The 24545-nt window shown below is 36.1% G+C and carries 26 protein-coding genes; 10 read left to right on the plus strand and 16 right to left on the minus strand.

Going from position 1 to position 24545, the window contains the following annotated elements:
* Nucleotides 1–57: 57 nt before the first annotated feature.
* Together ACHLI0_RS06130 and ACHLI0_RS06135 are read left to right on the plus strand one after the other, a co-directional pair.
* Nucleotides 58–510, plus strand: a complete 453-nt coding sequence (locus ACHLI0_RS06130) for a leucine-rich repeat protein (protein WP_369897835.1) — start codon at nucleotides 58–60, stop codon at nucleotides 508–510.
* Between the two features lie 3 nt (nucleotides 511–513).
* Nucleotides 514–2328 carry a hypothetical protein gene (locus tag ACHLI0_RS06135; protein WP_369897833.1) on the plus strand — a complete coding sequence of 605 codons (1815 nt, stop codon included), beginning with the start codon at nucleotides 514–516 and terminating at the stop codon, nucleotides 2326–2328.
* Nucleotides 2329–3179: 851 nt separating this feature from the next.
* Here ACHLI0_RS06135 and ACHLI0_RS06140 read toward each other — a convergent pair.
* Nucleotides 3180–4241, minus strand: coding sequence for a helix-turn-helix domain-containing protein (locus ACHLI0_RS06140; protein ID WP_221659270.1), 1062 nt, complete (start codon nucleotides 4239–4241; stop codon nucleotides 3180–3182).
* Nucleotides 4242–4794: 553 nt separating this feature from the next.
* Here ACHLI0_RS06140 and ACHLI0_RS06145 point away from each other — a divergent pair.
* The 3 genes from ACHLI0_RS06145 to ACHLI0_RS06155 are packed head-to-tail and all read left to right on the plus strand — an operon-like array spanning nucleotide 4795 to nucleotide 6926.
* On the plus strand, nucleotides 4795–5442 hold the full coding sequence (locus ACHLI0_RS06145) for a multiubiquitin domain-containing protein (RefSeq protein WP_221659269.1): 648 nt from the start codon (nucleotides 4795–4797) through the stop codon (nucleotides 5440–5442).
* Nucleotides 5402–6577, plus strand: a complete 1176-nt coding sequence (locus ACHLI0_RS06150; protein WP_221659268.1) for a ThiF family adenylyltransferase — start codon at nucleotides 5402–5404, stop codon at nucleotides 6575–6577. The genes ACHLI0_RS06145 and ACHLI0_RS06150 overlap by 41 nt, the downstream gene beginning before the upstream one ends.
* Nucleotides 6570–6926 (plus strand): ubiquitination-like system serine protease family protein, encoded by a 357-nt coding sequence (locus tag ACHLI0_RS06155; RefSeq protein ID WP_221659267.1) that lies wholly within the window; start codon nucleotides 6570–6572, stop codon nucleotides 6924–6926. The genes ACHLI0_RS06150 and ACHLI0_RS06155 overlap by 8 nt, the downstream gene beginning before the upstream one ends.
* A 286-nt stretch (nucleotides 6927–7212) precedes the next feature.
* Here ACHLI0_RS06155 and ACHLI0_RS06160 read toward each other — a convergent pair whose 3' ends face one another.
* From ACHLI0_RS06160 to ACHLI0_RS06215, 12 genes are all read right to left on the minus strand, one after another.
* A complete protein-coding gene (locus ACHLI0_RS06160; RefSeq protein WP_369897829.1) occupies nucleotides 7213–7650 on the minus strand; it encodes a hypothetical protein in 438 nt (145 codons plus the stop codon).
* 1 nt (nucleotide 7651) lies between these two features.
* On the minus strand, nucleotides 7652–8215 hold the full coding sequence (locus ACHLI0_RS06165) for a hypothetical protein (protein WP_369897827.1): 564 nt from the start codon (nucleotides 8213–8215) through the stop codon (nucleotides 7652–7654).
* Between the two features lie 474 nt (nucleotides 8216–8689).
* On the minus strand, nucleotides 8690–9271 hold the full coding sequence (locus tag ACHLI0_RS06170) for a hypothetical protein (RefSeq protein ID WP_144426528.1): 582 nt from the start codon (nucleotides 9269–9271) through the stop codon (nucleotides 8690–8692).
* Between the two features lie 40 nt (nucleotides 9272–9311).
* Entirely contained in the window at nucleotides 9312–11648 is a 2337-nt protein-coding gene (locus ACHLI0_RS06175) for a carboxypeptidase regulatory-like domain-containing protein (protein ID WP_490748668.1), read from the minus strand.
* 63 nt (nucleotides 11649–11711) lie between these two features.
* Complete coding sequence (locus tag ACHLI0_RS06180) at nucleotides 11712–12566, minus strand: DUF5683 domain-containing protein (RefSeq protein WP_062694730.1); 855 nt, start codon at nucleotides 12564–12566, stop codon at nucleotides 11712–11714.
* A 4-nt stretch (nucleotides 12567–12570) separates the two neighbouring features.
* Nucleotides 12571–13209, minus strand: a complete 639-nt coding sequence (locus ACHLI0_RS06185; protein WP_128832512.1) for a hypothetical protein — start codon at nucleotides 13207–13209, stop codon at nucleotides 12571–12573.
* Between the two features lie 7 nt (nucleotides 13210–13216).
* On the minus strand, nucleotides 13217–13657 hold the full coding sequence (locus tag ACHLI0_RS06190) for a hypothetical protein (RefSeq protein ID WP_062694733.1): 441 nt from the start codon (nucleotides 13655–13657) through the stop codon (nucleotides 13217–13219).
* A 478-nt stretch (nucleotides 13658–14135) separates the two neighbouring features.
* Nucleotides 14136–14825 carry a recombinase family protein gene (locus ACHLI0_RS06195; protein ID WP_062694735.1) on the minus strand — a complete coding sequence of 230 codons (690 nt, stop codon included), beginning with the start codon at nucleotides 14823–14825 and terminating at the stop codon, nucleotides 14136–14138.
* A 457-nt stretch (nucleotides 14826–15282) separates the two neighbouring features.
* Nucleotides 15283–15558 carry a hypothetical protein gene (locus tag ACHLI0_RS06200; RefSeq protein ID WP_490748669.1) on the minus strand — a complete coding sequence of 92 codons (276 nt, stop codon included), beginning with the start codon at nucleotides 15556–15558 and terminating at the stop codon, nucleotides 15283–15285.
* 19 nt (nucleotides 15559–15577) lie between these two features.
* Nucleotides 15578–15823 (minus strand): hypothetical protein, encoded by a 246-nt coding sequence (locus ACHLI0_RS06205; RefSeq protein ID WP_258983035.1) that lies wholly within the window; start codon nucleotides 15821–15823, stop codon nucleotides 15578–15580.
* A 95-nt stretch (nucleotides 15824–15918) separates the two neighbouring features.
* A complete protein-coding gene (locus tag ACHLI0_RS06210) occupies nucleotides 15919–16944 on the minus strand; it encodes a DUF3871 family protein (protein ID WP_270439273.1) in 1026 nt (341 codons plus the stop codon).
* Between the two features lie 154 nt (nucleotides 16945–17098).
* Nucleotides 17099–17245, minus strand: a complete 147-nt coding sequence (locus ACHLI0_RS06215) for a hypothetical protein (protein ID WP_272193206.1) — start codon at nucleotides 17243–17245, stop codon at nucleotides 17099–17101.
* Between the two features lie 563 nt (nucleotides 17246–17808).
* On the opposite strand from ACHLI0_RS06215, the gene ACHLI0_RS06220 reads away from it, so the two are divergent.
* Nucleotides 17809–18045: a PspC domain-containing protein gene (locus tag ACHLI0_RS06220; RefSeq protein WP_258973122.1), complete on the plus strand. Its 237-nt coding sequence runs from the start codon at nucleotides 17809–17811 to the stop codon at nucleotides 18043–18045.
* A gap of 70 nt (nucleotides 18046–18115) precedes the next feature.
* Here the strand turns inward: ACHLI0_RS06220 and ACHLI0_RS06225 are convergent, their stop codons facing one another.
* On the minus strand, nucleotides 18116–19975 hold the full coding sequence (locus ACHLI0_RS06225; RefSeq protein WP_490748671.1) for a DNA polymerase III subunit gamma/tau: 1860 nt from the start codon (nucleotides 19973–19975) through the stop codon (nucleotides 18116–18118).
* A gap of 158 nt (nucleotides 19976–20133) precedes the next feature.
* Here ACHLI0_RS06225 and ACHLI0_RS06230 point away from each other — a divergent pair, with 158 nt between their 5' ends.
* The gene (locus ACHLI0_RS06230) at nucleotides 20134–20436 is read left to right on the plus strand and encodes an FtsB family cell division protein (protein ID WP_008762119.1); all 303 of its coding nucleotides are present in this window, start codon (nucleotides 20134–20136) and stop codon (nucleotides 20434–20436) included.
* Nucleotides 20433–20774, plus strand: coding sequence for a hypothetical protein (locus tag ACHLI0_RS06235; RefSeq protein ID WP_008767910.1), 342 nt, complete (start codon nucleotides 20433–20435; stop codon nucleotides 20772–20774). Before ACHLI0_RS06230 ends, ACHLI0_RS06235 begins: the two co-directional genes overlap by 4 nt.
* Nucleotides 20775–20868: 94 nt before the next feature.
* Here ACHLI0_RS06235 and ACHLI0_RS06240 read toward each other — a convergent pair whose 3' ends face one another.
* Nucleotides 20869–21471 carry an OmpH/Skp family outer membrane protein gene (locus tag ACHLI0_RS06240; protein ID WP_008762117.1) on the minus strand — a complete coding sequence of 201 codons (603 nt, stop codon included), beginning with the start codon at nucleotides 21469–21471 and terminating at the stop codon, nucleotides 20869–20871.
* 26 nt (nucleotides 21472–21497) lie between these two features.
* Nucleotides 21498–21731, minus strand: a complete 234-nt coding sequence (locus ACHLI0_RS06245) for a hypothetical protein (RefSeq protein ID WP_008762116.1) — start codon at nucleotides 21729–21731, stop codon at nucleotides 21498–21500.
* A 132-nt stretch (nucleotides 21732–21863) separates the two neighbouring features.
* Here ACHLI0_RS06245 and ACHLI0_RS06250 point away from each other — a divergent pair, with 132 nt between their 5' ends.
* Nucleotides 21864–23324, plus strand: a complete 1461-nt coding sequence (locus ACHLI0_RS06250; RefSeq protein WP_008767909.1) for an aminoacyl-histidine dipeptidase — start codon at nucleotides 21864–21866, stop codon at nucleotides 23322–23324.
* Nucleotides 23305–24501 (plus strand): endonuclease/exonuclease/phosphatase family protein, encoded by a 1197-nt coding sequence (locus ACHLI0_RS06255; protein WP_490748672.1) that lies wholly within the window; start codon nucleotides 23305–23307, stop codon nucleotides 24499–24501. The genes ACHLI0_RS06250 and ACHLI0_RS06255 overlap by 20 nt, the downstream gene beginning before the upstream one ends.
* Nucleotides 24502–24545 lie beyond the last annotated feature (44 nt).

A 24545-nucleotide genomic window follows, 5' to 3' on the forward strand; every position in this document is an offset into this window, starting at 1 on the left:
TGTCTTTTCCACATGATTGTGACAGATGAAATTATAAATAATCAAATAAATAACAGAATGAAAACGAATGAAGAAAATCGTGGCATCCCTAATTGGATGCATTACAAAAGTGCAAGCATTGATTTGTCGAAAAGTGAAACCTATTTGTCTCCCGGTGCTTTCTGTGGAAACAGATACATTGAAAGGGTGATTCTTCCAGAATGGGCTGAGACAGTACCGAGAAACTTATTTAAAGGATGTACAAAATTGAAAGAAGTCACCCTTCCTGCCGATTCGGATATTAGCGAGTCTGCATTTGAAGGATGCGTAGCTCTGACCGACATTTATCTGCCGCTTTGTATTGGTAATATAGCGGCAAATGCTTTCAAGGGATGTCCAGAAAATATCAGGTTCCATGTGAATTCCCCTATCATTAGCCCTGAAAAATTGAGACAGCATATTGAGAAGGAATTAAGCCGGAGCATCGAACTGTATGACAACATTGGGGGGAAATCAAGAAACAGTTTTTAGTTTATGGATTTATTGAAAACCATATTATGTCTTCCTCATAGAACACCGGAAAGAATAAATGTTACGATTCATCCGGGAGAAAACGGATTTGATATACCTTTTCCGTTTGGAACGATAGTAATACCGGACACACCGGATGGATATTGCATTTCTAGTGGTTGTGGTTCAGGAAAGACTGAATCCATTAAATCGCTGATACGTCAGAAATGGGATCAAGGTATATTATATTGTGTTGATACGAAAAACGAATGTAACAGAATGTATCAATGGATCGTAGATAATCTGATTGGAGAGATACTACATGGCGAAACCTTAAAGCCCAATGATGTACTGATGATCCATTCGGATGCTGATTTTGAGAAGATGAAGGAGTACAAAACACATCCGGAGCAAATAGTTCGTATTAGGATTCTAATCATCACACATGTACGTTTCTTTACTGACCTGATTAACTATTTCTTGCTTTATGAACCGAATAATCCTAATCCGGTTGTTCCTGTATTTGATGGTGACTTCAAGAAACTAATGCAGCAGGATAACCTGAGAAAATATATCCTTCTTGATGAAACTCCATTGTTCTTAAGACCATTCATTACTTTCTCTAAAGGTTTGTTAGGCGTATTCTCCGAGAAGAATAAAAAGGGTGGTTATCGGTGTAAGTCCCAAGCGGATATAAAGGATATGTATGATACATTTATAAAGGGAGGGAGCTTGGAATTCTATAAAGGGACAGACAGGGTTAGCCAAATCAAACGGAATGTTGTTTTGGGGTTGATACCGAAGTATTACTCTGAATGGATGGGGATGAAGGATAAAAACTGTAATATTCATTTCTATCCGTCTGACTTGATACACCCCAGCATGAAATCCCATGTGATTATCTATGAAGGAGCAGGAGATGTGTTGTTGGGTAAAGGTTCCTGCTTTAAGCTACTTGATATAGTACCCAAGTATAATAGTCAGGTTGATTTTAGAGAATTGACTTTTGGGTTGAACAGAAAACATAAACCGGATAATACAACGTATGCGTCATTCGTCAAGTCTGTTTGCTCTTTATGTTGTAGTAGTTCATTTGGGAAAACACTGATTGTTATCTGGAAAGACTACAGGACGGATGATGAAAGAACATTAACTAAGGAGGCTGGTAAATCGGAATGGGCTGATAAACTTAGAGAAGCACTACTGACAGAAGGATTACCCGAAAGTAGTTTTACTGTTACATATTATGGTGCATCCGATACCAAATCAACCAATGTATACAGAGATTATCAGAATATTATCCTTTGCGGTAATTGGGATTTACCTCCGTCTGTATCGGGACAACTAAGGAAAGCATATAAATCTAAAACTAGTCAGGATGAGTATAAGTTCTGGTATACAATCCAATTGCTCTCTAGAATTGGCATAAGAAAGAATGATGGACTAAAGTATACAGTTTATTATTCTTCTGATCACCCGAAGAAGTTTCTCAAGTCTTTGGACGATTACCTGAATAAGAACAAGATAACTATGAAATCGAAGAAGGCTACTACTGATCCCGTATGGATGGTACGAGTAAAATCTATAAAAGGAGGGAGTAAGTATGTAGATAAAATTGGGAAACTGATAAAATATAACCCAGCTTTGGAAAAAGCGATTAGTAATAATGACAAAACCTTTCAGATGGATATTCCTCTTAATGTTATTGGGGGAATTATCCCAATGGGAGGCAAAAAGCAAAGCTCAAACTATAAGAGGTTGATTGATTTCATGAAGACTAGTTTAGGTATTTCCCTAAGTATACCTGATAATAGAAAATCTATAAAACCCAAACCTTAGTCCGTATTTTTGAAATTGCGGTATAATATATATAAGAGTATAAAAATACGGAGTAGTAGAGAATTATCATAAAGATAGTATTAATGAAAACAAATGTTGTTTTCCATGAGGAAGTATCTCCCAAAGGAGACACTTTCTCTGTGTTTATGAAATAATGCTATGTATTAATTGCCATAATGTATTTGCTTGTTATCCTTTATATATAGCTTCATTATTTCCCCTTCATTTCATCCAATTAGCCATGCAAATAAAAATGACGGACATAATTGAAAACTATGAAGGGATGAGTTTAGAAGCTATATCATTATTACCTCAAGTACCCCATTTATTCCAATTATCATCCTCATTGTTTAATTTATCATTTCTCCGAAATCTCTATATCCCAATGAATCCCCTAATTGATAACAGGGGGATTGTCCAAGTGCGGAGCGAGAGTGAACCCTTTAGAGTATGTCTGTGGGAGTGACGTTATTGTCTTTCGTAGTGTAACGGAGAAAGAATAGTCACGAGTTTCTTTAGAGACATACGTGGTGAACGTAAGCGTTAATAAAAGAATGATAACTATGCCGCAATTTTAATTTTACGGACTTGCCTTAAGTCTTTCCAGTATCTATTTCATTGTACAAAATTATTATTTACCAAACAGCTCAATTACAATCGCCAGCAAACAGAATCATTTGATTACTATGCCAGAATTATGAATAGATCCATATCTGCAATAAAACTGCAAGAACAAGAATTTCAATCCCAACAAAGTAAATAAGCAACCATATACATTCTTGTACAGGGAGATAATTGTGTTTATCTACATCTTTTGGTAAGTTAAATAATAAACAACGAATAAATAAAAATTACGATAACATATATTCTCTTCTAAAGTCAGCTACACTTTGATTGTTATTGAGAGATGCAGCCTTCTCTTCTGAAATCAAATTTTCAGAAAAAGCTCTAAATAAAAGTTGTTTAAATCTTGTAGACTCTTCTCTACCTTCATACACAATAGGTTCATTGATTTTCCAACCCAATTGTTTAATCATGAAGAAGAATTGTCTCGTATAATTATCATTTATAATTCCACAGTCTTTCGCTCTCATAATAAGCGCTTGCATAGATATACCATACTGTTGTTTTATATTTGCAAGTTCCGCAAATGAAATTTTAGTTCTATGTTCCCCTAACTTCATTTGCAATGTTTTGGCAGGCATTAACATAGCTCCAGCAAATTGATGACAAATAATCTCTTTTTGTGCTTCAGGGAGATCCTTAAGATAATCAGAGAAAAGTATATGTCCCAATTCATGAAGGAGTGTAAAGCGAATTCTGTCTTGCTTCTCTTGATTCTTTTCATTGAATACAATCACAGGTATTGATTCATTAATTGTAGCTTTGAGACCATCAAATGAATCATCAGCATCTAGCTTTATAATTTTTATATTTTTTTCTTCTAGCAACTCTACTACATTATAAATAGGATTATTCCCTAAATTCCATTTTTCTCTTAAACATTCAGCCCAATAATCAGCTTTAATACCTACGGCATCCATATTATCTCCTAAAAATGGATTTTCGAATTCACTAGATAAACCTACAATTTCTTCCAGTTCAAGATAACGAGACAAATACTCACGTGTCTGTTCTTTAATTTTAGTTTGTTCTTTTACTGATAACTTTTCTTGTTTTCTAAATTCGATATCTTTTATATCGACAACGACTTTCCTATAAAAAAAATCAGGCAGTAGATCCAATGCTTTGGCTATAACTTCTATCATTTCAACAGAAGGTACAACTTCACCTTTTTCATAGCGATGCAAAGCTTGTCTTGATACTCTATTCTCTAGAATATCAGCTAAATCCTGCAAAGAATACCCTTTAAGTAGTCTTGCTGACTTAAACCGTTCACCAAAAACAGACATAGCAACTTATTATTTATAAAGTGAGACAAGTTCATTTTCTTGTTGACAAAGATACAAAAAAAAATGGGAATGACAACTGGGATGTACTAAAAAGATAATGTATTGCAAATATAATAAACTACAATTACCTCATAATCAATAGGATATAATTTAAGAGATATTGAATAGTAAAAAAACAAACGATTGATTGACAAAAATGCCGTTACAAATTTGCATATTAATATATATTTTGTAACTTTGCGGTGTAAAATAAAACCAGGCAAAGAAAATCACCTGGCTTCAATTCTAAAAGAACACAAAAGTCCTCGCAAGGCTTTTGGTAATTTCATTGTTGGCGCATCAAAATTACCTCTTTTATTTGAATTGACCAAGTCCAATATTGGTTTTAACTAATAGACAAAACATTTGTTAAAAGCTATTCCTTGCCGGATATATAAATATTAAATTTGAAATTATTGCGTCTTATTTTTTTGCATGGACTTATAACGGGCTGTTGAAATGATACATACAGCATTAAAAAGAATACAAATTATAAATTTTAATATTTTACAATATGGCAAATATTTTAATATACAAAATTGAAGGAAAAACTTTCAAAACAACAGAACAATATATTACTGGTGAAGAATTAAAAAAACAGGGGAACATTCCTCTTGATGTAGAACTTTACTTAGCAGTTCGAAAGCCTTTCGAAGACGAGTTGATAGAAAACAGCACAAGGGTAAATCTTGCTAGACCTGACATAGAACAATTTTTCTGTAAGAAAAAGCTATATTATTTTATTAATAATAAAGAATATATATCCTACAAGCAATGGATATCTGGCGCGGAATTAAGAGAAAAAGGAAATATTCCTCCAACAGATGACATTTATTTAAAAGTAGATGAGGGGTGGGAGAATGATTTGATTCTTGATGATGAACTCGTTGATCTAGCTAGACCCGGGAAAGAACATTTTTATACAAAATCTCGTCTGAATAAAATATACATAAACACAAAGCTCATTGAATGGAAAGAGAAAGTAATTTCTTATGAAGAAATAGTGAAGTTAGCTTTTGACTCATACAATGCGTCAATAACATACACTGTTGCTTATTCTAAAGGATTCCCTCCTAAGACCAGTGGCTTTCTAGTGATAGGACAAAGTATTGTAGTAAAAAATGAAATGGAATTTGATGTTACAGCAACTCATAAATCATAATGAAGATATCAAACGTCTAATAGACGATGGATATGAAGTGGAAATTAATGGTGGGTATATATTTACCCACCATATTCCCTATGTTAAAAGTAATTTAGAAATAGCATATGCGACTCTTTTTTGTGCTTACAATAAACAGGGACTATTGTTATCACCAATAAACCACACTATATATTATATAGGAGGTACCCCTTGTGATAGAAAAGGGAAAGCTCTTGAAAATATATTCCATAGCGAGAATATTAAGGTTACAAATGAAATTACTGCTGATAGAATGTTTTCAAGTAGACCGAATAACAGAGACTATAAAGGCTTTTATGAAAAATTTAAAACCTATATTGCTATTTTATCTAGCGAAGCTATCGCAGTAGATCCTGATGTAACAGCAATAACGTACAAACCTATCAAATTAACTGAAGAGAATTCACCTCTTCAATATTTGGATACAAATTCAACACGTGCTAACATTGAATTTTTGAATCAAAAATTTTATAATCAAAAAATTGCAATTGTCGGATTAGGTGGAACTGGTAGTTACATTCTTGATCTTATAAGCAAAATTCCAGTAAAAGAGATACATTTATATGACAATGATGAGTTTAATACGCATAATGCGTTTCGTTCACCTGGAGCAGCATCTTTTGAAATTCTAAATCAAAGGTTATCGAAGGTTAATTATTATAGCAGTATATATAGCAATATGCATAAATCGATTATACCTCATAATGAATTTATAGATGATTCAAATATTAGTCAGTTATTACAATACGATTTTGTTTTTATATGCATTGATAGCAATAAATCTAGATTGAAAATTTGTTCTTTTTTAATTGAAAAGAATATTAAATTTATTGATGTTGGGCTAGGAGTCAATCTTATTGATGATGCATTATCGGGTTCAATTAGAGTTTCATTTCCATTTGGTCAAAACATTAATATTATTCAAAACCATTGCGGAAAAGGAAATCTTGAGGATGATCTCTATGCTTCAAATATCCAAATAGCAGAATTAAATGCCTTAAATGCAACATTAGCTGTAATTAAATGGAAATGTGAATTAGGATATTATAGGTGCCTCCAAGAATATCACACTCTTAGTTATATTTTATCTATGAACAAGATCATCTATGAATAAGATTAGTCCCAAATTTGTAGATTCATTTCCAGATAAATTAGAAGAAGGTATACTTTATATTTCTCTGAGATTTAACACTGCTGTCCATCTGTGTGGTTGTGGTTGTAAGCAACAAGTTGTTACCAAAATAGCACCTGGTGAATGGAGATTTACTTATAATGGGCAGGATATTTCTCTATATCCATCAATTGGAAATTGGAATTTTAAATGTAAGTCTCATTATTGGATTAAGGATGGACAAATTGTCATCATAAGAGACCTAAAGTATAAAGCCAAATTGAAAAAAAATAGAAAAAAGAAAAATCTCTTTTCTAAAATTCTAAGAATAATAACAGGAGTTATTTCATAACATGAAGGCGAGTTGTAGCGACGGTTTAGCACACTATTCTACAATTCGCCTTGTATTGTTTTTTGCATATAAATTAAATAAAGACATACTCCAATGATTTTGTATGATTCTAACAAATTATTCTTTTTATTTCTAGTATTTAGACAAATAGACTATCGTTAAACCACATAGAAAATTATGGATAAATAATAAAGCGACTAAATACCAAAGTGACAACTTTTGCGAAAGTCTATGAGGAAAATCTAAAAAAATAGAAGATAGTCTCTTATAACTACCTTCCTTTTCTTTAATACGCCAAAGCAAGAATAATCTTATCCAGCATTGTATTTACTTCTGCAAATTTTAACCTGCTTCCTCCAAGTTTCACTGCTGACTTCTTGTAGCAATTAATAAATTCCTCCTTTGGCATAAAGAATGGATAACCGTATGGGACTCCTCCCCAATAGACGGGAACTCTAAAACCATCAAATCCATAACCAGTTATGATCTTTGCGTCGGTACAGTAAATTGTCTTTGAATCATAATTAAGCCAATCAATTTCTCCGTCCCTATATTGGCGAGTGAATATTAGCTCCAAAGTCTTCTCAGATGTAATATCTATTTTGAATCTAATCCCACCAGCAGAGAACTTATCTAAATCCTTCTGTATTTCATTTCCGATTTCACTAATTTCTTGTTTGGCGAGATCATACACCTTGCCCATTACAAATATTTTCCTTTTCATGTTATTCTAGTTTTCTTTCTATTATTATTGATATTTCTCCTTGTCCGTCAGTTTTGAAACTTAGTTTCTCGTAATTAACAAGTTGGCATAACCGATCCTCATATGTATCTATCAGCCATTGCATACTAACCAATGAATGCCCCTCTTCATCTTTATATAGTTCCTCGTCCTCATCCGCTATATCTGTCATATCAGAGGTAGTCAGACTGAATATATGAGCAGCCAATTCTATACGTACATAATTATCATCATCAGTCCCATATAGTTGAGGGGGATATTTTATTTGGATGAATACTGCATTCTCAAAACAACTGATTCTATGTCTTACCGGAATATCAGAGAGCCCGTCCATTAGAAGCTCGACTATGTGGTAATCTACTTCCCGTATATCTCCTGTATAATAACGCTTCATCATTTCCACTCTAAAATTGGCTATCAAAGACAAGTCCTGTATTGGCATTTTTGCAAGCCGGGGGTATAAAATACCGTTCTCATCAATATAGCTTTCGGGATCAGTACATTTCAATTCTTCATCTCTAACTGTTGAAAATCTTTTTACTTTCATGTTATTTAGTTTTTTGTGATTTAATAATTAAGGTTGTGTTATAATTCTCTTTCAGATATTTTTGGAGTTGAGAATATCTGTCTACCCTGCATCTTCCACGTGGACATAGCACGAATATATCTTTTAGGCTTATTTCTAGTATCAATCCTTGGTCATTCTTGTTCGTTACCAATAGAGAAGCCAGTTGAGGAAACTTCTGAGATAACGCTGCAATATCATCGGAGAATTTATTCGTTTGCTCTTTCGAATCAAGGGATAATTCTACCGGAGTTTTTGATATGTCACTACAATCTTTATTGAGCGAATACCAGAGTTGGGATGTGTCTGTCATAAATTTAAGTATTGTTTCATAGTTAGGGATTTCAAGGCTTCGTAGTGGAGTTTCGGCATTTTTTAGGGTAGGAGAAAAATAAAGAACGAGATACCAAATTAATGATACCTCGTTCTTTATAAATTTGAAAATATTTACTCTACTTAATTTGTTGCTTTAAGGATCGTTTCTCCATTGCAAATGTATTCGTCAAATAATCCTTGAGAGCCAAAAGGTGCAATAATGTGATTGTTTTCATCCAAATACATATATGTCTGTCCATCTATTTTTCCAATATACTTGAAAGAATGTTCTTTGGCATCTCTTACTTTAAAAATGAAAGACTGTAGTGTCAACAATTTATCTCCAATAGATATAATAAGTTCACTTTTTCCATCGCCATTGAAATCAATGCAAGATGCTTGAATATAATATTCTTCATTTAGCTCGCCATATTCATCAAAAAATGACTCATCACATTCAATTCCATCTAATAGTTGTTTTCTATACTGCTCTTTGAACACACAAATTTTCGTACCAATAGGGTGGGATCTACCTATAATAATCTTTTCTTTCTTCCCATCTGAATCTAAGTCAACATTCATGGATTTATCTTGTGACAATTGACTTGATGAGCTAATTATAAATTTATTATTTCTTACGTCAAAAAGATTATTAAGTCTATTCTGAGCAGATAATCCAATTGTAGATATGGAGAATAATAGCATTACAACAAGTTTGTCCATTTTTTTTGCAATTTTCATATTACTAATTCACGTTTTATCTCTATTTAAATTCAAAGTAATTATGTGGACTTGTTAGTTTTCCCACATTCTTAGTGATGACATATGCTCTTATGAATGCTGCATTGTATGAAAAATCTTGATGTAGATTGGTGACATCAACTTTCAATGTACCATCACTTTGTACCGTTCCAGTAAATAATTTGTAACCACTAGAATTTTCCCAATAATAGTCTTTTGAGCATTCCATTCCTGCTTCTATAATTTCATCGTAAGGATCTATTGTCACTGTAGAAGTTGCAGTTGCCGAATTTCCTGAAATATTTGATATAATAGGTTTGGTAGGAGGTATACGCAAATATGCCTTAGTCCCAAAAGACACCCTATTTCCTACTGTTTTATATGAGCTATTCAAAATCGTATAAGGTCTTATGTAATACTGAGTGTTTTCTGAAAGGGAACTTAACTCTATTGATACTGTACCATGTACTATTGAGCCTATAGATTGTACGGCATTATTAAAATTAGATTGTGTGGAATATTCTACTCCTGTTTCCGTAATTGTTTTTCCTGCTAAACTAATTGAATAAACAACAGATGCGGTGGTTGGTGTAATGTTTGAAACAGAAACATTGGAAAACTCAATATTAGGAAGTGTCGTAAAGTTTAATACTTCTCCATAGCTTGTACCTTTTGAATTAGTGGCATATGCTTTATAATAATAAGTTGTACCTTCTGCCAGTTCCGTTAGGTTCAATTTTAATTCATCCATACTGTTTTCTAATTTCTTTTTGTTCGTGGTGTTCTCATTTGTTCCATAATAGAAACCATATTCTGTTATATTAGAACTGCCTCTATCTAATACAGTACCATTTAAAGTTGCGGACTTTGTCGTTATGTCTGTAGCTGATTTAGTTTCTACTGTTAGTGCATTTTCACTTAAGGTCTTAAAACTCATTACTTCTCCATATGCTGTTCCTTTTGAATTAGTGGCATACGCTTTATAATAATAAGTTGTACTTTCCTTAAGATTAGTCAGCACCAATTTCAAAGCCGATAAACTATTATCACCTAAAGATTTTTTAATCTCAGTATTTTCACTTGTTCCATAATAAAAACCACATTCTATTATTTTATCGCCTCCATTATCTGTTATATTACCATTCAGCGTTGCAACATCTTTACCTATATCAGTCGCTCCCTGTGTTTTAACTATTGTTTTTTTAATATATGGCATTGTAATATTTCTCTGCTCACTGTATACAGTACCCTTGTTATTAACAGCATAAGCACGTACATAATATGTTTTACCTGCATCCAATCCACTAATATTACTCGTAAACTCTCTTATCTCTGTTGAGTTCCCGAAATTATTCTTATTATCATTTTCAATGGTTGGAGTATCATGTTCAGACCAACAATGTCCATATGATGAAATTTCATGTCCTCCGGTTGATAGAATTGTCCCTTTAATGGAGAAAGAAGTTTCAGTAATATCACTAAATGAGCTACCAATTCCAACTTTAGCCACAGTTCTTTCTATCTGCTTAACAATAACCGAAATCTCTTTTCTTCCATCTTTGGTATTTATAGTCAATTTTTCATTGTAATCATTTGTAGCTAACCCGTCTCTATTTACAAGAACCTTTATCTTATCGGTGTTTGTATCAACAGTTCCTTCATTAGAACTCAATATAATCCAATTAACAGACGGTTGAATAGAATAAGTTATACTTCCTATTTCGGTTTCATTAGAAATAAAAAGTTCTTTACTCGTTTCTATTTCCCCAAAATCAAGAGTTGAAGGTGTAACCTTTAAAACAGCTCCTTTAATAGACATATTTACTTTTATTGTGGCAGTTCCCCCATTTGATGTGATATTGATACTACCATTATAATCTCCTTTAGATAATCCTGTTCTATCTACGGAAATTAATACAGAAGCTATATCTTTTGTTGAAGTGCCAGAAGTCGGATTGATTTTAATCCATTTTGTACCTGTTGATATTTCCCATTTTAAAGTACTTTTTCCATCATTTCTTATTTCAATAGGAAGTTCTGTCTCACTATCACTAAAATCAAGATTTATCTTATTGACTGATAATTTGGGCATCTGCTTTGTTAGTTGCATATCAGCCTTATTGGGTTGACCTGCTACAATTGTAACTTCTTTCTTGGCTGGTTCATAATCATTCTTAGATACATCTATGGAAAATACTCCGGCAGCTAAGTTATCAAAAGAAAAAGAACCGTCATCTCCTGTTGTAATGGATTTGCCTGTTGGCGATATCACGACCAAGCACCCTTTTAAGAGGTTCCCGTTCTCAGAATCCTTAATAGTACCATGTAAACTTCCTGTTGTAGCCTCTTCATCAGCCACACAAGAGGTAAGGCACGAAATTGAAAGCAATAGATATATAAAACAGTTTCTTATCATATCATTCTAAAATTTAAGTGCAAGTGAAATTCCATAATTAGTTTTTTCATCTATGAATGGAGAGAATGCAATAGAACGCTGATTGTTGTATCGTTTAGCACCTTTGGAGGCTAGCACATCTATAATATTATAAATGTAAATAGCTGATGCGGCAACGATAAAGCCGTTTCTCATATTTCCCCATGTGTTACTTTTATTTTGATACGATTGTCTCAGCTTGCTATCCTGCTCCTTCTTGGTCTTATTTTGATAGCTCTTATGCAAGTTCTGTGATATAACAATTCCACTGATTGATGCAATTTCTGTTCCTAAAATTGCTATTCCTTTCGCTTTCTGTCGCTTGTGCATTTGTCCCCACCCGGGTACAATAACAGAACGAAGTAATGCGGATGCTCCATACTTAGTTGTATATGTGACTGTCTCAAATCTTACAAATTTTGGATCATTAGCTACCTCATATAATATATAACAGACATAGTTACCATTTAATAACTCCCAATATTCATCCGCTACCTGAAAAGATATTTTTTGCTGATCGTATTCTATATTATATGAATAGTCTCTTAAAGTCGTTTCATTATATTCTTTGTTAGAATCGCTTGAAAGAATCTGTTCAAGCTCATTGCCTGATACGGTGAATCCTTTTGCTTTCATCAAATCCCCCAATAGAGCCAATGTTGCATTTTGCCTTGCTTCCGATAATGTTTTTCCTTCGCCGTACATTTGTTTGAACCAGTAGCTGTGATTAGTTTGTATAGGTAGATCACCTCTCATCCATGGTGGACGTTGGCTTTCTGATTTTTGCTGGGCTTGAATCTGTATATAGAAACATAATCCTAATATTAAAATAAGATATTTCATACCTTTACTGATTTATATTTTCTACTCCTTCATTTACAAATTTAGAAATCTCATTGGCATACTTTTGAGCTAACTGACTCTCTTCTAAAGCACGTTGCATCGCTTTTTTCCTCGCTAGTAAAGCCTTATCCTCGTTTACAAAGAATACTATTTGGTATTCATTAATATCACCTTTTTTTCTTTTGATGCTATAACTTTCTTTGAGTACTCCATTCTTTATTTCACTTCCGATTACTCGCTCATAAGCTGCATAAAACTTATCAAACTCTGCTGTATCATCTTTATCTGACGAATTTAGATTTACATCAGAAGCTGTCCTACCTTTTACGTATGATGCAGCGAGGCTGGCATAAGTTGTAATAGCATTATTATAAGCGACTTGACGACATACATTCACAGAACGACAATTGGATGTTGTACCTACAATCTCTTGATTATTTTCGTCTTTCAGTTTTTCATAATGTTCCAGTAGAACAACCTCTATGGTCTTAGAACTAGAATCTAGCTTCCATCCTTCTTTTTTGTACTCCTTGATTTTAGCTTTGTACATTTTAGAACGTTGTTTTTCCAACTGCTTGTTTTGGCAAAAAGCCATACTAGACACTCCCATCAATATGGCAAGAAATAGAAATAAATTTTTCATGTGTAAATTATTTATTTAATATTTTATAGGGTTTTATGAATTCAAAGTTATAGCCTTCATACTCAATCAATGATAAAGAAATATCCCAGCTAATTATATCAGCATGTTTCCAATACCATAAGCTCCACTTTCTTCTTTGAGAGTCTAAAAGACCGAAATATGTATTATCATTTGTATATATTTCCTTTGAGTCTATTTTAAATGTTTCTACAAGCCATTCTCCATCAGCATTTTGGATTTTAATTATTGCTCTCTGATTATTTTCATCAACAGAGACACGTGCTTCTCTATACCATATTGTAGCTTTTCGATCAGCACTACATGTATATGGATATACTTTATTAAAATAGTATGTTTTTTGGGCATACGAATTGAATGTAAATACAGAGAGAAAAAAGAAAATAAGAAGTTTCTTAAAAATGCAGAGTTCAGTTTTAATATCATTCATGGCTTCATTCTCCTATACGCCTATAAGTCTCCGAATTTAGCCGTTTAATTGATTAAACGTTTGTATATAAGAAAGGCATGAGACTTGTCTGCTACTCATTAAGATCAGGTATCTGGAAAAACCTTGCAAAAATGAGTGAAGAAACAATACCCCATGCCATATTGTTATGTAGAGATACAACATTGGCTGTATCAAGTACATATACAAAACAGAATGAGCGTCATATTGTCTCTATCCCTTTGCCTTGAAATTTTCCAGATTTCGATCTTAGGATAAAGCAAAAACGCTTTCTATATATTCGACCATTTCTCTTAGTCGAACACTGCAAAGATAGCTTTTTTGTTCAATATGACGCTCTTGTTATGAGTATTATTTCTTCAAAGATAAGGAAATTAGGTCTTTCGAGACGTAAAGATACAGGGAAAGAAAAAGAAAAGAGGGAATTTCACCCTCTAATTCTTAAAATATTTCCAAGATTTTATTCTCTTTCTCTATTTAAGCTATATCTCTTTAATAATATACTGACTTGTGAAGCTTTGAATTGACCTCCTTTAGCTGTCACAAATCCTTCTTTATTCAATATTCTAGCCATCTCTGACAGAGACTTATCCTCTTTGGCTAAGATCTTTAACATTGAAATTGCTCTTCTATTATTAGGATTATCTAAGGCTTTCTGTCTGTTCGTCTGATTACTCTTCTCTACTGCTTGATCTAGTTTGCCAAGCAAGTTTTCTGGTTTCCCTAATGATACACCTCTTGCTTTCTTTGCTCGTAGTGATTGTTTGGTTCTTTGGCTGATTAATCCGGCTTCATATTCGGCTATACTACTGATAATATGCAGCACGAGTTTGTTTGCCTCTGGAAAATCACAAAACACAATCTCAACATCACTTTCCAATAGTTTACTGGTGAAAGCTACGTTCCGGCTTAATCGGTCTAGTTTGGCAACAATCAATGTAGCACCTGTTTTTCTACATTCACTTAAGGCTTCTATCAGTTTTGGTCTGTCAGATTTCTTGCCGCTCTCTGTTTCGATATATTCAGAAATAGCCTTTTTGTCTTTTAGATAATTTCTTATTATTTCTCTTTGTGCTTCTATACCTAATCCTGACAATTCTTGTTTTACAGTAGATTGTCGTAGGTAAGCTATATAATTTTTCTGTTCCATTTTTAACAATGTTTTAACATCCTTCTCGATTACCAAACGTTCGTTCAATAACCTTTAAGACTGGATGTATGGTTATTAAAAAAGGAATCCTATAAGATTTCAAGTTTTGATAGACTTTACTTCCTAACAAGATTCCAGTTTCTTTAAAATAGGAAATCTCAGATAATCACTAATACCTTATTATATTAATAATATCAAGATTCCTTTTCTCTTATATTTATCTTTTCCTGATAAAATACTCTGTTGCTGAATGAACGAGAATGTAATAATCCCCATTCACTCTACATTGATTTTCCCAGGGATTATAGAATTCCAAACATAGCTCCTTATATAATAAAGGTAGCTGTTTCTTGATCCGTTTTACTAACCAACCATAATTGAGTGGTCGGCTATTCTTCATTTTCTGTTTCCATTTCTCTATCGAAATCTGAGAACAAGTACATTCCAAATACATGACTTATATATAAGGTAGACATTCTGTTGCTATCACCTTCACCAATTTCTTGGCTATCTCATGGGAAGCTATATTCCGGGCATCATAGTACCTTTCATCATCTGCCTGAACATAGATAATCTCCCTGATCAATCTAAATAATGATTGCTGTAGAGTTGGATGAAAGTACTTGATACTCTCGGCAAAGTTTTTATAGTCAAAACATGTATTATTTAAAGCATTTTTTAATTCCATTGCAGCCTTAAATTCTCTACTGTTTTCTAATTCAAATCTTTCCATAACATTTCATTTAAAGAGTTTATTCTAATATGATTTTTACATTCGATTTTATTTCTATTCCCATTGGTTCACAACCGAACTGCTGACCAAAATAGCAGATACAATTATTCAGTGGCATATTCCTGTAGAAATTAAGGACATCATCTTTACTAGCTGTATAATCAAATAGATGGTCTGTATCACCAAAACACCGACCATTATCATCCATAAATACAGGACGATTCCAATCATCAATCCCTTTGAACTTTAATCTTAAATCTTTCATATCTGTTTTTTTTAAGTTGTTTAAAAATAAAAGAGGATACCACTGTTTTTATCAGTGATACCCTCTTCGGATAATACAAATCATATTCTCTCCAGCTATTCGATAAACCATGAATATGCTTCGTCTTTATGATTCAATGCTTCTGTTAATCCAAATGCTACTTCTGTTGCATTAACGCTACGCCCTAGGAATGAATCGAGATAACTATTTTTGTTTGCTCCTGTGACCAAGTTATAGAATTTCCACATACTTAATTCGCCATTACTTCCGGCAAAATTATCATCTTGGATATATTGCTTAGCCACGTTATTAATTTGACTGTCGGTGATGAGTAATCGTGGTAGATTCTTCTGTTGATATTGGGGCAAATAGTTATATAATCTCATTCTTCCTAAGATTTGGCAAAATTGGTGTTCTGTGAGCATAGTATCACCAAGCGACTGCATTAGGTGAATATGTTTTGCTACATTATATTGGCTGAACAAGTCTAAGGTGAATTGATATAAATCCCTTGAACTTGTAGCTCTGATCTCTTCCTTGTACCCGTCAGTCGATAGACATTGGTTAGTACAGGCAAGATTTAAGAATCCGACAGCAATACTAAATTTCTGTGCTGTCATTTTTCCCGATAAGTTATCTCTCCCATAGCTTTTACAGCCTGTGATTGATAAATGTAATTGATTTCCATTTACGTCCTGATGAATTGTCGGAATTTCTATATTGAAAATCATTCTTTCATAATACATTGTTTTGTCCGATTCCAGTAGTTGATCTGTTCTTTTATTGATCGCTTCTGGTATTCTTCCTTTTACAATATGGCTGACTCTTATATCTGGGTTATAAATAGTTTCCCCATGATAAAAATCTTTGGTTGCTTCATAAACTGATTCTATGAAACTTTGATGTGATATACATACCTCGTTGTCCTTAGAAAACACGGGTATAATACATTCATTCCTGAGATGATCTAAAGTGACCTCTGTGGTGTTTGCTTCTATGAATGGCGAACGTTTCTGTGGTTGTTCTCTAATAAGAACTGCATCTTCTACGTCTTGTTTCCAATCATTAGATCTTACCATCATCATATTATGAGATGGTGCTATTAATAAATTTGTTTCCATTTTATTCGATTTTAAATTGTTTCTTACTCTGTTTTTGTTTTTGAGACCTTCTTCTTCAAAAGATTTCTAAATTTCTTTGCATTTTTAAGCGTACATAGTACAACTTCAAAAACTATAATCAGACCCGTTTCGATCTTCTCGAATTTAGTCATGATCATTCTTCTGTTTTAAATCCAACCGGATTTGGTTTCTGTCGAGTTCGCCTTTTAATAAAGGATTCTATAAACTCAAACGCTTCTAGTAAATGGGCAAGTAACCCGATAAACTTTACTACTTCAATAATCAATTTTACTTTTTTCATTGTTATTTCTCCTATTCTTTAATTGTTAATAATTCATTGTTTTAATTCATAAATAAGGCTTTCAAATGAATAGAAGTGGGTGGTAAGTGGTGGAAAAAAATAAAGAGAGCCTTTAGCTCCCTATGTCGAAAGAATATAGATACGATAAATCCCCACTCTCGGCATCAATTAATGCTGAAAATGAGGATGGTCTCTCGGTGGTAATATTTTGTCTTTAAAATTATTACACCGTTTATATGTTTTTTATTTCTTGTCTATTTGTTCTTTCTCATATATAAGGATTTGAGATCTTTGAGAACGTAAATTATGAATTATCAATAAGCAGTATTACAACTATAAAAAGAAATACTATCTTTGTACTGTTGATTAATAGTTTATTAATCTTCATTATAAGAGATATTTAATTTATTGACAGGCAGTATAAATTAGTGAGGATTTTAGAAGATTGTGGTTCTGAATGTCGCCGGTTCGAGTCCGGTCTTCCACCCCAAAGAAATACTAAAAGACAAGTCCTGTAAAGCGAAAGATTTACAGGACTTATTTTTTATTAATACAATCGCTTTATGGAAAACAACAAAAAACTGACTCGTTCCAGAAAGGAACGAATGATAGCCGGAGTATGCGGAGGTTTAGCCGAATACTTGGGATGGGACCCTACTTTAGTAAGAATAGTCTATGCACTAGCCACCATCTTCACTGCTTTTGCAGGAATCATTATTTACCTTATTCTATGGATCATTATGCCGGAAGAAAGGTACAGCGACGGATACGGTGACAGAATGAATCAACGTTTACATTAGTATCGCTTTCATATCCATCCGGAGCATTTACTTTAAAGATCCGGATGGAAATCTTATAGAGATCAGTACATTAATATAATTCAAGTCCGAACTCATCTTTCAATTGCATGAGTGCCTGATTCTTCTGTGCCATCATCTGGAACTTCTCGACACGACCAACCGCCCGAACAGTTTCCGTCGGTTCACTGACCCGTACTGTCATCGCCACTTTGCTGTTCTTCAATCTTCCACGAAGGTAAGTCTGTAATTCCGGAATCAAAGCTGTAAAATCTTTAGCAGCAATCTCATTATCGACCACTACTTCAAAAGTAGTCGAATTATTCAACAATACCGGACGTATCACTTGCATACGCTTTGCTATAGCTACCTGTTCTTTGGGTAACTGTCCCGCATACTCCTGCCAGTAATAATTCAAATCTCTGTCGTTGAAGATAAAGTCTTCCTCCGGCTGTGTTTGCACCTGAGCAACATTGGTTTTGGCTGTATTCTGAGCAGCCTGATCACGTTGCGGATTTTTGATAGATACTCCCAGACTAGACATCTTCATCACAGGAATCTTCCGTTCCTCTTTGGAAATCGAAGAAATTCCAGCACTCTGTGACGGAGCGGAAGCAGTATTTGCCGGAGTAGAAGAACCCGGAGCAGCAGACACTTGCGGTTGACGCACAGCAGTATTAGCGGCAGACGGAGCAGTAGCCGGAGACGGAGCAGTATGAACAGTAGTCTGTTGAGCAGACGTTGCAGAAGCGACCTGCGGCTGCTGAGCTGCGGCAGGTTGGGTGAATACGGGTTTTATGGTCTGCTTAGGGCCACGCCCACCACTTACGTCATCCCCCTCGGTGGTAAGCTGGGCAACCTGTATCAAGGTCAGTTCCACCAGTAAGCGCTTGTTCTTGCTGGCACGGTAATTCAAATCACAATCATTGCAAAGTTTCATCGCACGGTAAAGAAACTGCAACGGGCATTTCTGCGCCTGTTCCTGATAACGCTGACGTATGCTCGCCCCTACTTCCAGTAATGGCAAGGTAGCGGCATCCTTACTGACCAGCAAATCCCGGCAATGCGAAGATAATCCGGTGATGAAGTGACTACCGTCAAATCCTTTATTCAGTACATCATTGAAAAGCAACAAGGCGTCACTCACCCTGTTTTCAAGAAAACAATCCGTCAGACGGAAATAATATTCGTAATCGAGAACATTCAAGTTCTCAATAACATTCTTATAAGTGATATTCCCTCCCGTAAAACTCACTACCTGATCGAAGATAGACAATGCGTCACGCATACCTCCATCCGCTTTCATCGCAATGACATTCAGCGCTTCGGGTTCTGCCGTAATATTTTCTTTTGCAGCAACGTACGACAAATGATTCACCGTATCTTCGACACTGATCCGGTTAAAATCATAAATCTGGCAACGGGAAAGGATAGTCGGAAGAATCTTATGCTTCTCCGTCGTAGCCAGAATAAAGATAGCGTGGCGGGGAGGTTCCTCCAATGTTTTCAGGAATGCGTTGAAAGCGGAAGCCGAGAGCATATGCACCTCATCGATAATATATACCTTATATTTACCGATCTGTGGCGGGATGCGCACCTGTTCCACCAATTGACGAATATCATCCACCGAATTGTTGGAAGCGGCATCAAGTTCATGGATATTATACGACCGCTGTTCGTTGAAAGCCACACACGATTCGCATTCGTTGCAGGCTTCACCATCGGCAGTAGGCGTCATACAGTTGATGGTTTTGGCGAAGATACGCGCACAAGTAGTCTTTCCCACCCCGCGCGGTCCGCAAAACAAATAAGCATGAGCCAATTTCTGGGTAGCGATTGCATTCTTTAATGTAGTAGTCAGCGCTCGTTGTCCCACCACCGATTCGAATGTGGACGGACGGTACTTACGAGCTGATACAATATAGTTCTCCATATCCGGGATTCTCTCTGTTTTTTTTGATTTTTCGCTTTCAGTGCAAATGTACACAAAAAAGTGATAAGTAATAAAGGATAGAGAAAGAAGTTTTGAACCTAAAGCGGTAAGTTTTTAAGTTATTAGTTTTATCTTTGCGGATATAAAAAAGAGAAATTATGGATAAACTGATCACTATCTGGAGTTTCATATGCCGGCGCAAGTATCTTATCACCGTCGTTGCATTTGCTGTTATCATTGGTTTTCTGGACGAGAACAGCCTGTTCCGCCGTCTGGGATACGAACGCGAAATCAGCCAGCTGAAAGAAGAGATAGAAAAATACCGGGCGGACTACGAAGAGAATACCAAACGTCTCAACGAGCTGAACAGCAATCCGGATGCTATCGAACAGGTGGCACGTGAAAAGTATCTGATGAAGAAGCCCAACGAAGATATTTACGTTTTTGAAGATAATAAATGAAACAATTAGTACCCGCACTTTTCGCCGTAGGCGCAATCATGGCTCTCACAGGGGCTGCCGTATACATCACCGGATGGAACTATGCTCCTTATATCTATACCATCGGAGCCGGATTCATTGCTCTGGCACAAGTAAACACACCGGTTAAAGGAAAAAGCAAAATATTAAAACGTCTGCGTATCCAGCAGATATTCGGAGCACTTGCGCTGATACTTACGGGGGCTTTCATGTTTACCACTCGCGGAAATGAATGGATTGCCTGCCTGACTATCGCTGCCGTACTTGAACTTTACACCGCTTTCCGCATTCCACAGGAAGAAGCAAAAGAAGAGAAATAAAAAAACCTGTTCAAAGCTTCTCAGTCTTGAACAGGCATCAATTTATTAAAATCATGAATGCCCTTAGGAAACCCAAGGGCCTAAAAAAACATTTTTATTTCTTAGCAGATGAATATCTGGCATTCAATCCATCTACAATTTCTTTTGTGATATTATATGCACTATCAGCATAAAGCAGATTATCGAAACCTGTGTTGCTGAAGATCAGGCTATATCCACGAGTTTTATTATATTCTTTCAGGAAAGCGTTGATAGAATCACGGAAAAGCAGACTATTAGCATTATTGTCTTCCATCAGGCCATTTTGAAGTTTATTGCTCAATTCCTGCAAATCCTGTTCCATTTTAGCCAAACGATTGTATTCCTGCTGAGCTCTTTCGGGTGAAAGGAAAGCATTGCTTTCATATTTCTTTTGGAATTCCTGTTTTTCTTTGTTCAAAGCTGTCATCTTCTGGTTCAGCGTCATGCGAACATTTTCGCTCTTCTTTACCATAGCCTCATTCAAGTCAATACAGAAATTGTATTTAGCCAACAAGGTATCTATTTCAACATAAGCTATTTTCATTCCAGACAATTCTGCATTAGCCGAAGCCGGAGTAGTTGCAACTTGATTATCAGCTTTGCCGGCGCATTGTGAGAATAAAACGATAAACGCAAGTGCAGCTAAACCGTTCATGAGGTAGTTTATTCTATTCATAACTCTAAAATATTGTTTTTAATTAATTAGTTCATACTATCGTTCAAGGCTTTTTCCAACTCATCAATAGAAAAACGTGATTTCTTTTGTGCTTCACGATCCTGCGACTGCGCACAACCGATTCCTTTCTTACGCAACTCTTTATTACCGCTCACATGACCATTAGGGAACTTCCCCCCCTTCGTAAAGAATACTTTCACCCCCAATAATAGCAGGGAAATAGCAACTATTAACAAAGTTATCAGTATAGTCTCAACCATTTCTATTAATTTTGTGAGTGCAAAGATAGGCTTTAATGAGAAATGAGTTCAGATAAGTCAAGCAAATTAACCATATTTAGCAATAAGAGGAACCAAAATGAACCTCCTATTCCTATTATAAAAGAAAAAAGCATGGAAAAAAAAGACCTTAAGCCGGCTGGCGTATTCAAGTATTTTGAGGAAATCTGCCAAGTGCCGCGTCCTTCCAAGAAGGAAGAGAAAATAATTGCCTACCTGAAGGCATTCGGAGCAAAACATAACCTGGAGACCAATGTAGATGAAGCAGGAAACGTACTGATCAAAAAGCCTGCCACTCCGGGCAAAGAAAACTTTCAGACTGTCATATTGCAATCGCACATCGACATGGTGTGTGAAAAGAACAATGATGTACAGCACGACTTCCTCACCGATCCCATCGAAACAGAAATAGACGGAGAATGGCTGAAAGCCAAAGGAACTACCCTCGGAGCTGATAACGGTATCGGTGTAGCTACCGAACTGGCTATCCTGGCGGATGACAGCATCGAACACGGTCCGCTGGAATGCCTATTCACCGTAGATGAAGAAACCGGTCTGACCGGAGCTTTCGAGCTGAAAGAAGGTTTCATGAGCGGTGATATTCTGCTGAACCTCGACTCCGAAGATGAAGGAGAAATCTTTATCGGATGCGCCGGAGGTATCGACTCCGTTGCAGAGTTTAGTTATAAAGAAGTAGAAGTCCCCGCAGGATATTTCTTCTTCAAAGTAGAAGTAAAAGGACTGAAAGGCGGACACTCCGGTGGTGATATTCACTTGGGACGGGGCAATGCAAACAAGATACTGAACCGATTCCTGTCCCGAATGGCTAACCGTCAGGATCTGTATCTCTGCGAAATAAACGGAGGTAACCTGCGCAATGCCATCCCCCGCGAAGCATACGCTATCTGTGCAGTTCCCGAAGATGCCAAACATGACGTCCGCACGGAACTGAATATCTTCACAAGTGAAGTAGAAAACGAACTGGCCGTTACCGAACCGGACCTGAAACTGGTTCTTGAATCGGAAACTCCCCGTAAGATGGCTATCGATCAGGATACTACTACCCGCTTGCTGAAAGCATTGTATGCTGCTCCTCACGGTGTATATGCCATGAGTCAGGATATCCCCGGACTGGTAGAGACTTCAACCAACCTTGCTTCTGTCAAAATGAAACCGAACCATATTATCCGCATCGAAACCAGCCAACGCAGCTCTATCTTATCTGCACGCAATGACATGGCGAATACGGTTCGTGCCGTCTTCCAGCTGGCAGGCGCCGATGTGACCTTCGGTGAAGGTTATCCGGGATGGAAGCCGAATCCTCATTCGGCTATCCTCGAAGTGGCAGCAGAATCTTACAAACGACTTTTCGGTGTAGAGGCGAAAGTGAAAGCAATTCACGCAGGATTGGAATGCGGTCTGTTCCTCGACAAGTATCCGACATTAGACATGATTTCTTTCGGACCTACCCTCACCGGAGTACACTCTCCCGACGAACGGATGCACATCCCTTCCGTTGAGAAGTTCTGGAAGCACCTGTTGGATATTCTGGCACATGTTCCTGCCAAGAAATAACAGTCAGGTAAGACATCATAGAAAAGATGATGGTGATAGCAGAAAAATATTTGTTATGACCGTCATCTTTTTTATAATGCTCTTTTTTGTACCCTCTTATATCATAGGGCAAACTTCCTTTACAAGGCAAACTTCCCTTATCGAAAAAGAATCGTTCAGCAATAAACAATCTGTTTCCCAAAAGAAGTCTTCCGCTGAAGAACGAATCCCCTTTCGTGTCATGAGCTGGAATGTTGAAAACCTCTTTGATACTCACCACGACACACTAAAGAACGATAACGAATTTCTCCCCGACGCCATCCGTCACTGGAACTACACCAAGTACAAGAAGAAACTGGCCGATATGGCCCGTGTCATCACTGCCGTCGGTGAATGGAATCCACCCGCCCTTGTAGGTCTTTGTGAAGTAGAAAACGACAGCGTACTACGTGACCTCACACGACGTTCTCCTTTAAAGGAACTGGGTTATCGGTATGTTATGACAAGTTCTCCCGATCTGAGAGGGATTGATGTCGCTTTATTATATCAACGTGACCTATTCAAATTATTATCTTTCCGGTCTATCCCCATTCCCTCATTCAAGCATCATCGCCCCACAAGAGATTTACTGCACGTCAGCGGACTATTATTAACCGGAGATACACTTGATGTAATCGTCTGCCATCTGCCTTCCCGGTCCGGTGGAGCCAAGGAATCAGAACCTTACCGGCTACACGCCGCCCGAATACTACGCACAGAAGCCGACAGTCTGCTGAATATCCGCCTTCATCCGCAACTGGTCATCATGGGAGATTTCAATGACTACCCAACCAACAAATCCATCAAGGAGATCTTAGAAGCTACTGATCCCCAACAGTCAGTCACCTTCCCAAATCCCCGAAAGCTCTACCATCTGCTTGCCCGAAAAGCAACATCCCGCCATTTTGGCTCTTATAAATATCACGGAGAATGGGGATTGCTCGACCATTTGATTGTATCCGGCAACTTACTCGATGCTTCCTCTAAATTCTTCACCGGTGAAGACAAGGCAAATGTTGCCCGCCTCCCCTTTCTATTAACTGAAGACAAGAAATACGGTGATGATGAACCTTTCCGTACCTATAAAGGAATGAAATATCAGGGAGGAATCAGTGATCATCTTCCTGTTTACGCAGATTTTAAACTAATTATATACTAGCCGAAAGAGTTTTTTATGTTAATAAACGGGGTTCGATACAAAAT

Source organism: Bacteroides sp. RCH18 (genome assembly GCF_058231005.1).